Origin of the sequence: Enterovibrio norvegicus DSM 15893, assembly GCF_900115495.1 — a bacterium.
Classification (GTDB): Bacteria; Pseudomonadota; Gammaproteobacteria; order Enterobacterales; family Vibrionaceae; genus Enterovibrio; species Enterovibrio norvegicus.
The window spans coordinates 16,772-27,055 of sequence record NZ_FOWR01000055.1; the positions used below are offsets into that span (position 1 = coordinate 16,772).

A 10,284-nucleotide genomic window follows, 5' to 3' on the forward strand; every position below is an offset into this window, starting at 1 on the left:
AGTGCCCGTGATGAGCAGCAAGAAAAAGAACGTAGAAAACAAGAAAGACAGTCAGCTAATCATTCGTATTAATGGCAAGCAGCGCGATGAATTCGTTTCTCTGTGTGAAGAGCTTGATACGTCAGCCGCACGCGAGATTCGTCGATTCATCAAACAGTTTCTAAAGGAAAACGGGTCCTAGACCCGCTCGAAATGAACTTGTCGGAGTAAGTTGTACCGTTGAGTTTCTCTAACAGCCACTAAAGGAGAATCAACATGGCTAAGACTAAAAAAGAACTGAAAAAATCACTGAAAAAAGCGAAAGCAAAAGTGAAGAAAATCAAAAAGGCGATCAAAAAAGCGTAACAAATCACGCTTGATCGCTTCACCTAATTAGGTGACAAAAACCGATGTGAGGCCTCTTTTAAAAGCTGTCTCACATCGGTTTTTTCGTTATAGCGGCACGCCAAACTCATCTGTCGCGATAAGCACCTGATCATCCGGGTTATCATCCACTTCATCAGCAATCCAATCAATCATGCAGGAACGATCAAGCACACAAGGATCCGTCAACGCATTCAAGAATGCTTCAAGCTGATCACGTTCATTCCCATTGATGTTGACGTTATCCAGTTGTGACGTGCCATCATCTTGTTCATCTTCCAGTTTTGAAATAGCGTCCATCGAGTGCGAACGTGCATTGTTGTAGAGGCTATTGCAGCCACTCACGTTCTCGAACTGATCTAAATCGCACAGTCGATCATCATTAAAGTAATTATTCACGGTGTTTCGTGGATTGTTGTAGTGACGCAACACCCTATCCAGACTGCCATAAGCCCCTGTATGTCCATAAGGTGCCGTCACTGCAATATTAAGAAGTGATGGGGTGCGAAAGCGATATCGATCATCAGTATCACCTGAAATTAACTCGCGCCCAAAATCATCATCGTTACCTGAATTTTTCCCCGGCCCAATTTGCGGAAAACCAACGGTGTGATGTAAACCATCACTGAACAGGCTTCCACTATGGCAATTTACACACCCCGCGCCACCTTGGGCTGTATCAGTGAAAAACAACAGCGCCCCTTCAACCTGTTGATCGGTTAAAGCCGTGGTATCACCATCAAGGTAGTTTTGCCAAGGGGAGTTCACAAACACCATTGAACGTTGGTATTCGGCGAGGGCTATCGCAATATTGTCGTAGGTGATTAGCGTGATTGCATCTGCTGAACTGTTAAACCCCGCTTGGAATGCACCAAGCCATTGGTTTGTAAGTAATTCTCTCTCACCTGCGCCATAGTCACCAACACGTGCAGCCAAATGGCCCCGAATGGTGTCATTATTTGATCCGTTTTCGAACGTTGTGTCTTTCATTTCTTCTGCTGATGTCACAGGGAAACGCGCTTGTGCAACCACAAGATTGTCACCTGCATTAGCATCAGCAATGCCAAAACCAGAATCGGGTGTACTGATGGTTGAACCCGCCCCATTCTGCCCTGCCGCTTTCCCTGAGCTCTCAACACGGGAGTCCCAGAACAAACCGGTATCCCAAAGTGCCATGTTGAAAATGGTCGGGCTGTTTCTTGGTACATCTGGCAAATTATCGCCGTCGACACGCCCCTCGCCAAGTACTTGAGGTTGCGTTGCATTAACACCGACGGGAAGGCTGAGCGCATCCGCGCCACCCAACATAGGGTGATGACAACTTGCACAGGCAACATCCAGATCGCCACTCAAACTTTCACTGAAAAACAGCTTTCGACCGAGTGTTGCCAACGGATCATTGATATCAGGAATTGTTCGCCCTGCTGTCGGGCTGACCGCCAAATTTAAACGTTCAACAATGGCGTTCAGCGCTGCTTGCTCTTCCGTCAAGGTAATGTTGGTATTGTCGCCATCCCCTCCGCCGCCACAGCCCTGTAACCCAATAGACACGCCGACAGATAAGCCGAAGACCAGTATCCATTTGGTATTCTTTTTCTTATCCGTATTGCACATAATTTCCCCGCAACTCGATATGGCGATTTCTTAACCTAGGCTGATTTTAAAGATATATAGCCCGCGAAATGTGAAACAAATGTGCAACTTATCCATTCCTGTTGAAGAAGACACGCTCTCTCAAAGAAATGAATTTTCCACTTAATCACATGTTAGCGAATGGGAAATCGAAGCATCTTTTGAACCGCCAAACCTCATTGATCCCTGCAAATACGCCCTCTTCCTAAAGGGAGGACTATTCCGGGTAAGGACATGAGAAAAAGCTCAATGCCGTGACGCCAGAAGATGACCCTGTGCAGTCGGTTTACAGCGTTGGCTACAAGTTAGTACTGTGACTGTGCATTACAGTGCCCATAGCCAATAACGCGACAAACGTTCCTATCTGCCTATTACCAAGGGCTTTTCAGTGACAGCCTGACTATTTTGCTAGTCTTAAAATAAGGGCATGTATCTTTCCCAATTGTTGTGCTGTTTATCAAAAGGTGATTCACCACCGAAGCTTTCTGCAAGGTTTTAACGTCTTGCTCACTCAGCACATGCTATTAATCCTCCACATTTAAAAGGGCTTTGTTATGGGAATAAAACTGAGAATTATTGCACTCGCAGCCACTTTTATCGCGCTGCCGGCCCTTGCTCATCAAGGAATGGTTCAAGTAAAAAGCCAATTTGATGTCCCTGTGACCACTGACCGTTTAATCGCAGCGGCGAAAGTACGTGGCTTAACGGTGATGGCGCGCGTCGATCATGGTGAAGGGGCGAAGAAAGCAGGATTATCGCTTAGACCTACGCAATTGGTGATTTTTGGAAACCCGAAAGTGGGCACACCCATGATGGTGTGTAACCAAACGGCAGGGATCGATTTACCGCAAAAAGCGTTGATATGGGAAGATGAAGACGGTGATGTTTGGTTAGGGTACAACAACCCTGATTACTTAGTGGAGCGCCACCACCTTGCCGAATGTGGTTTACCAATCGATAAGGTTGAAAAAGCATTGGTTTCACTAGCTAAACAGGCAACACAAGATTCAAAGTAAAACCAGAATACACGTCGCTACCGTAAACACGGATACTCAGTCTGCTTGCTCGGACTCAGTGTGAAAGTGTGAAAGTGTGAAAGTGTGAAAGTGTGAAAGTGTGAAAGTGTGAAAGTGTGAAAGTGTGAAAACATTGTGCTGAAGTTCACTTACAAAACACAATAAAAAAGCCCCGCAGGCTTTCGCATGCGGGGCTTTTATTAGCGTGACGAATGTTAAGAATTACTTCTTAGCGTTCGCTGCTTTAACGTCAGCAATAACTTTCTCTGAAACGTTCGCAGGACATGGTGAGTAATGCGCGAATTCCATAGAGAATTGACCACGACCAGAAGTCATAGTACGCAGTGTACCGATGTAACCGAACATTTCTGACAGTGGTACGTCCGCTTTAACACGAACACCCGTTACGCCAGCCATTTGGTCTTTGATCATGCCGCGACGACGGTTAAGGTCACCGATTACGTCACCAACGTGGTCATCTGGAGTGAACACGTCTACAGCCATGATAGGCTCTAGAAGTTGAGCACCCGCTTTAGGCATAGATTGACGGAATGCGCCTTTCGCTGCGATTTCAAATGCTACTGCAGATGAATCGACTGCGTGGAATGCACCATCAAGAAGCTCGATTTCAACGTCAAGAACAGGGAAGCCAGCAAGAACACCGGTATCCATCATGCCTTTGAAGCCTTTCTCGATTGCAGGCCAGAATTCTTTAGGAACGTTACCGCCCACTACAGAAGACGTAAACTTAAAGCCTGTACCAACTTCACCTGGTTTCATGATGTAGTCGATCTTACCGAACTGACCAGAACCACCAGACTGTTTCTTGTGCGTGTAGCTGTCTTCAACTGGCTTAGTGATAGTTTCACGGTAAGCAACTTGAGGTTGACCAACAATCAGGTCTACGCCGTAAGTACGCTTCAGGATATCAACTTTGATATCTAGGTGAAGTTCGCCCATACCTTTAAGGATGGTTTCGCCAGTTTCTTCGTCAGTTTCAACTTGGAAAGATGGATCTTCTGCAACCATTTTACCGATTGCAATACCCATTTTCTCAGAACCGCCTTTGTCTTTAGGAGCAACTGCGATTGAGATTACTGGGATTGGGAATACCATCGGCTCAAGTGTTACAGAGTGCTTAGTATCACACAGAGTGTGACCAGTTTGCACATTCTTCATACCAACGATAGCTATGATATCACCAGCTTGAGCGCTAGTTAGTTCGTTACGGTCATCCGCTTGCATCTCAACCATACGGCCAACACGCTCAGTTTTACCGGTGAACGAGTTAAGGATGGTGTCACCCTTGTTCAGTTTACCAGAGTAAATACGTACGAATGTTAGTGCACCAAAGCGGTCATCCATGATTTTGAATGCAAGCGCTTTGAATGATTCGTCAGCAGAAACGATAGCGTGCTCGCCAGTTTCTTCGCCGTTCTCATCCATCAGAGGTTGTGGATCAACTTCTGTTGGAGAAGGAAGGTAATCTACAACTGCATCAAGGATAAGTTGCATACCTTTGTTTTTGAACGCTGAACCACAGTAAGCAGGGAAGAAGTCCATTGTGCGAGTACCCTTACGGATACATGCTTTAAGCTGCTCAATAGATGGCTCTTCGCCTTCCATGTATGCTTCCATTAGGTCGTCGTCCTGCTCTACAGCAGTCTCAACTAGCATCTCACGGTATTCTTCTACTTGGTCAAGCATGTCTTCAGGAACATCTTTAACTTCGTAGTTTTCAGGAAGACCAGAGTCATCCCAAACGTATGCTTTACGAGTCAGAAGGTCTACAACACCGCAGAATTCGTCTTCGATACCGATTGGTAGAACCATAACCAGTGGGTTAGCAGCTAGAACGTCTTTAGTTTGCTTAACAACACGGAAGAAGTCAGCACCCATACGGTCTAGTTTGTTAACGAAGATGATACGTGCAACTTCTGATTCGTTCGCGTAGCGCCAGTTAGTTTCTGACTGAGGCTCAACACCACCAGAACCACAGAAAACACCGATACCACCATCAAGTACTTTCAGTGAACGGTAAACTTCTACGGTGAAGTCAACGTGTCCCGGAGTATCGATAACGTTGAAACGGTGGCCATTCCAGAAACAGCTTACTGCTGCAGACTGGATGGTAATACCACGCTCAGCTTCCTGTTCCATAAAGTCGGTAGTAGATTCACCATCGTGAACCTCACCAGTTTTGTGGATTTGACCGGTTAGCTTAAGGATACGCTCGGTAGTAGTGGTTTTACCCGCATCAACGTGCGCGAAAATACCAATGTTTCTGTATTTACTTAGATCTGTCATTGTTCGTCTCTATAAACAATTACTGGCTTATATAAGGGCGGGAATTATAGCAGGCGTTGCCGCGTAAAGAAACATGTAGAACACAGTGAGCTAAGATAAGTGTCAGCCTAGGCATTTCTTGGCACATTTCTGAACAGATGCGAGCCATTTTCTACCCACTTTTTGTTGTAGGTGTCATTCCAACAAGCAGAAATAAGGGTAGAACCGAAAATTGAATCGTGATGATTTATTTTTGCACTAGTATAACCTGATGCTTTTTCGCGCAACACAATGTCACTTTCACGACGAAACTCTCACCTTTTCGCAAATTCGAGAAACACACCTCAGAATCCTAACGGTTTTTCTTTATATTCAACGCACTTTTTAACGCCACGATTTTTGTGTTACCGCTTTAGCTAGGAGCTTTCATGTCGTCTCCTCGATTATCATCTCTCGAGATGGGCCGTGTTCTCGCCATTTTTGCCGTCGTCGTTATCCATTCAGGTCCATTACGCGGTGAAATGTATAGCGAATCCATCAATACACTTTCAGATGTTATCAATCAAATATGCCGATTTGCCGTGCCCTTTTTCTTTTTGCTCACGGGCTACTTTGTTCAACCCAAACTCACGCAACACCCTAAAAAAACCTTTCTTCACTATGCCAAGCCTCTTTCACTCATTTGGTTAGCATGGAGTGTCATCTATCTACTACTGCCGTTTAGATTTGACGTTGTGATGTCACAAGGATATCTCGCTGAACGATCTGGCTACTGGGACTTCCTGTTGAAGACACCGCTCAACACCCTCTTTGAAGGTGGGTTGGTGCATCTTTGGTATATACCGGGATTGCTTTGCGCACTTGGGATCATGGCGTTACTCATCAGCAAACGACAAGAAGCCTTGATCGTGCCGCTCGCGCTTGGGCTTTATGTCTGGGGGTTAGGTGCTGGCAGCTATCAGCCAATCATGGAAGGTGAAACACCTATCTTTAGTCGTAATGGCCCGTTCTTTAGTTTACTTATGGTCGTTGCTGGTGCGGAAATGCGACGCAGAGACATACAATTTTCAACGCGAACCGCTTGGGCAATGTTGATTGGCGGCATGGGACTTTGCCTTGCGGAAGGTTTTAACCTTGCTCGATATGATGTTTGGATGGCGAATCACGACTTCTTAATTGGCACACCTATCATGGCTATTGGCTTGTTTGCGTTATTGCTTAATCATCCGAACTGGGGAAACACACCACTGACGTTCGCCTTGAGTCAACGCGTCTTAGGGGTGTATGTGGCTCACTTTGTTGTGATGCTCATGCTGTTCAATGTGTTTGGCGCTTATTCCATTGAAGGCATTGCCCGCGATGCTTTACTTGCCCCATTAACACTGCTTCTTTCGTTTGGACTGGTCATCGCACTGGAAATGTCGCGATTCACGCGTTTCTTGGTGAACATGAACAAACCTAAACCACAAAAACCAAGCAAACACGCCGCCGCGTAAAAACAGAAAGCCCTGACGATGCAGGGCTTTTTTCATCAATACCATCCACCTAAAAAGGAAAGGTTCTATCTGACGTCACTCTTTTTTCTTTGGTTATCTTGTCTATGCACTCAGCAATGCATCAATCTTCTTTAGGAAGCTGTCTCGTTGATGGGCTTGGTCGTACTTCAAGTCATAGGTATTGTGAAAACCAATGTGGAGCTCTACCCCGCTTCCTCGCAGGTAAACATTGTATCCATCGTAGTCTGTCATCGCTTCGATGCCTTCATAAATCTTCCCGAGCTCAGTCTTCTCACCCTTCGCCATGACGATTTCAAACGCTTCCAGCAATCTCGCAGGATTTAAGTCATTTTTCATTGCCATTCCCTCACAACTACCTAATTCGCTCGTAAGCGCAGAGAGTTGTCTCTGCATTAAAAGTATGATTTTTATTACAGAAATATGCCAACTGCAGATCACCAAAGGTTGAGCAATAACGAAATGACGTGTGGCATCAATCCACACATTGATCCTTTAGGTAACAAAATACGAGACTTACCAAAACTCAATTGAACCCCTTTATATCTTCACTAGAATGGCATCCTCTTCTAAACAAGGGCGAACCATGATGAAACTTAAAAGCATTCTCCTTGCCAGCGCAATGGCGATCGGGCTTTCCGGATGTGTGATTCCAACAGACAGGACTTACTACAAACCCGAGGACAGTTTTGGCGAAGCTGTTGCTTCACAAAGTTGCGGATACTTGCGCACAAACCAAGATTCGCTAAAGCAGTCTTTCGATGGCTATAGTGTGCAAGTCAATGCAAGTCAGGATGGCAGAAATGGTGTAAACGTAAATGTTTCCGCCCTCGTTGATAACGCTTTACTCGACATCAATGACGTCTCTTTTGATGCCTCAAAAGTGCATATTGTCCAGCCTGAAAACCGCGGAGAAATCACGACTAAAAATGCGTTTCAGCAACAATCCGATGGCACCATCTGGCTCTCACGGACTTTTTTGTTGCAAGATGCTCCTTATGAAAAAGTGATAGAGCTTGAGCTATCCCCAGGCGCAATATCTATAAAAGGAAGCCCTTCAGAACTTATGGTGTTCAAGTTTTCACTAACAACCACTTTTGACGTCTTATATTTCTCGATAAATTGCTAAAAGAACGCCTTGGAGGGCGACGCAAATAAGGCATATACAGGAAGCTACGTAGTATTGGCGGTCATTCCCGGTCCATTCCCAAAAAACAGCTTCCTGTGCTACCGCCAAAGCAAGAAGGTATTACGCAAAAACGCGTGGTGTATCCTGATAGATGTTATGAGAAAACGGATAAAACGCGATTAAATAGTTCGCCCAACGGAGCATCTACAGCAAAACACTGCTTTTAGCGTAAGTTCCTCAAATAAGAATGTCAGAACCTTGCTGCAAATCACCTCTCTTCTTCGTTTAGTCCAAACACCAACGTTAAACGAAGGTATCCGCACTGAAAACGATTCTTACGAGCCAGATAACGAGCCTCCTGAAAAAATTAGAAAGCTTACGCTTACCTATTTGGTCTATTGATTCGTGAGCATTCTAAATACTATAAATGGAAGGATACAAAATGGACGTTGTTACCAGCTGGGCAACAAAACTACTCGAGTTCAGCGCTGCGCTTTTCATCTTTCTCATCGGTTGCGCGGTGTTATCTATCATCTATATCTACATTCGTGACGTCACTCAGACGCAACAAGCGATTCGACGAAACTACCCTGTCGTTGGTCGCTTTCGTTATTGGTTCGAACACATGGGGGAGTTTTTCCGCCAATACTTCTTCGCGTTAGACAGAGACGAACTGCCGTTTAACCGCGCGCAGCGCAGTTGGGTTTACCGTGCTGCAAAAAACGTGGATAGCACTGTCGCATTCGGTTCGTCTCGACCACTAAACCAACCGGGGGATGTAATTTTCCTAAACTGCCCGTTCCCTACGCTTTCAGAAGATGCCGTTCCTGCGAGCGCCGTGACGTTCGGCGAGGGTGTGGCAACAACACCGTTTACCACATCAAGCTTCTTTAATATCTCAGGCATGAGCTTTGGGGCGCTCAGTGTGCCTGCGGTTCTCTCTTTATCTAAAGGCGCAAAGAAAGCAGGCGTTTGGATGAACACAGGCGAAGGCGGCCTATCGCCTTATCACCTTGAAGGTGGCGCTGACATCATTTTCCAAATTGGTACGGCCAAATACGGTGTGCGTGACGAACAAGGCAACCTTAGCGATGAAAAGCTACAAGCCATTGCCGCTAACGAACAAGTACGCATGTTCGAAATTAAAATGAGCCAAGGAGCAAAACCGGGCAAAGGCGGAATCTTACCTGGGAACAAAGTGAACGCTGAAATCGCCGCTATTCGTGGTATCCCAGAAGGCCAAGATTCAATCAGCCCGAACGGACACACCGAGATCCGCAGCGTGAGCGATTTGCTCGATATGATCGCTCGTGTGCGAAAGGCAACGGGAAAGCCCGTCGGGTTTAAAGCCGTTATCGGTGCTTATGGTTGGTTGGAAACCTTGATGGAAGAAATCCATCAACGCGGTATCGATTCTGCACCGGATTTCATCACCATCGATTCAGCAGATGGTGGTACAGGAGCAGCACCTCAATCACTCATGGATTTCATGGGCCTGCCAATCAAACGCAGCTTGCCAATGGTCGTGGATATCTTGGAAACCTATGGCTTGAAATCTCGGATTAAAGTGATTGTGTCAGGCAAGTTGATTAACCCTGCGGAAGTGGCATGGGCATTGTGCATTGGCGCTGATTTCATTACTTCTGCGCGTGGTTTTATGTTTTCGTTAGGGTGTATCCAAGCCTTGCAGTGCAATAAAAACACCTGCCCGACTGGCATTACCACGCACGACCCTAAGCTACAACACGGTTTGGTCGTATCAGACAAAGCCGAGCGCGTTGCACACTATGCGAAAAACTTAATGTATGAAGTCGGCGTTATCGCCCATTCGTGTGGTGTTGCCGAACCTCGACAACTACGCCGTATGCACGCTCAAATGATCAACGATCATGGCTTACCGGATTCATTGGACGTGATTCACCCACGAGTGACACCTAAGCCTGAATTTCAACAGCGAGCCGATTAATCGCTGCGTTGGCCACCAAAAAGAAAAAGAGGCGCATTATGCGTAATGCCGATCAGTTAAGCAAAAAATGATCGGTTGAACGATCCTGAGAGGCTGGCAAAATCCGAGTGTATTTCTACACTCGGATTTTTTTATGTTCTTAAGACAAGCCCTCGACCGAATACACCAATTTTCTGCTGACCAACTCAATGGCCTATCAGATCTCCTGTGCCCCGCTCTCATTAATCAATGCCTTGAAGACACAGGCGTCACGACGATTCGAAAGCGTAGGCTCCCCATGGAACTGATGGTGTGGAGCGTCGTGGGAATGTCACTTTATCGGCACCTATCGATGAGTAAGGTGGTCTCTCAGCTCGATATATTACTTCCAGGTAAGAA

9 protein-coding genes are annotated in these 10,284 nt (G+C 46.0%); 6 read left to right on the forward strand and 3 right to left on the reverse strand.

Features of this window, described 5'->3' with window-relative positions:
• Window positions 1–10 precede the first annotated feature (10 nt).
• Window positions 11–181 carry a hypothetical protein gene (locus BM082_RS25130; protein ID WP_017008714.1) on the forward strand — a complete coding sequence of 57 codons (171 nt, stop codon included), beginning with the start codon at window positions 11–13 and terminating at the stop codon, window positions 179–181.
• A gap of 251 nt (window positions 182–432) precedes the next feature.
• Here the strand turns inward: BM082_RS25130 and BM082_RS22465 are convergent, their stop codons facing one another.
• Window positions 433–1,977: a cytochrome-c peroxidase gene (locus tag BM082_RS22465; RefSeq protein WP_074928712.1), complete on the reverse strand. Its 1,545-nt coding sequence runs from the start codon at window positions 1,975–1,977 to the stop codon at window positions 433–435.
• A 572-nt stretch (window positions 1,978–2,549) separates the two neighbouring features.
• Here BM082_RS22465 and BM082_RS22470 point away from each other — a divergent pair.
• Entirely contained in the window at window positions 2,550–3,011 is a 462-nt protein-coding gene (locus BM082_RS22470; protein WP_017017415.1) for a DUF302 domain-containing protein, read from the forward strand.
• A gap of 222 nt (window positions 3,012–3,233) precedes the next feature.
• Here the strand turns inward: BM082_RS22470 and fusA are convergent, their stop codons facing one another.
• Complete coding sequence (gene fusA / locus BM082_RS22475; protein WP_017011740.1) at window positions 3,234–5,318, reverse strand: elongation factor G; 2,085 nt, start codon at window positions 5,316–5,318, stop codon at window positions 3,234–3,236.
• Window positions 5,319–5,725: 407 nt separating this feature from the next.
• Here fusA and BM082_RS22480 point away from each other — a divergent pair, with 407 nt between their 5' ends.
• Window positions 5,726–6,793, forward strand: a complete 1,068-nt coding sequence (locus BM082_RS22480; RefSeq protein ID WP_017011741.1) for an acyltransferase — start codon at window positions 5,726–5,728, stop codon at window positions 6,791–6,793.
• Between the two features lie 102 nt (window positions 6,794–6,895).
• On the opposite strand, the gene BM082_RS22485 is transcribed toward BM082_RS22480, so the two are convergent.
• Window positions 6,896–7,150, reverse strand: coding sequence for a DUF3081 domain-containing protein (locus tag BM082_RS22485; RefSeq protein ID WP_017014978.1), 255 nt, complete (start codon window positions 7,148–7,150; stop codon window positions 6,896–6,898).
• A 247-nt stretch (window positions 7,151–7,397) separates the two neighbouring features.
• On the opposite strand from BM082_RS22485, the gene BM082_RS22490 reads away from it, so the two are divergent.
• The 3 genes from BM082_RS22490 to BM082_RS22500 form a co-directional block, all read left to right on the forward strand.
• Window positions 7,398–7,940 (forward strand): hypothetical protein, encoded by a 543-nt coding sequence (locus tag BM082_RS22490; RefSeq protein WP_229491885.1) that lies wholly within the window; start codon window positions 7,398–7,400, stop codon window positions 7,938–7,940.
• A gap of 442 nt (window positions 7,941–8,382) precedes the next feature.
• A complete protein-coding gene (locus tag BM082_RS22495) occupies window positions 8,383–9,906 on the forward strand; it encodes an FMN-binding glutamate synthase family protein (RefSeq protein ID WP_017014979.1) in 1,524 nt (507 codons plus the stop codon).
• A gap of 133 nt (window positions 9,907–10,039) precedes the next feature.
• On the forward strand, window positions 10,040–10,284 hold a 245-nt coding region (locus BM082_RS22500), incomplete at its 3' end, for a transposase domain-containing protein (protein WP_208862506.1).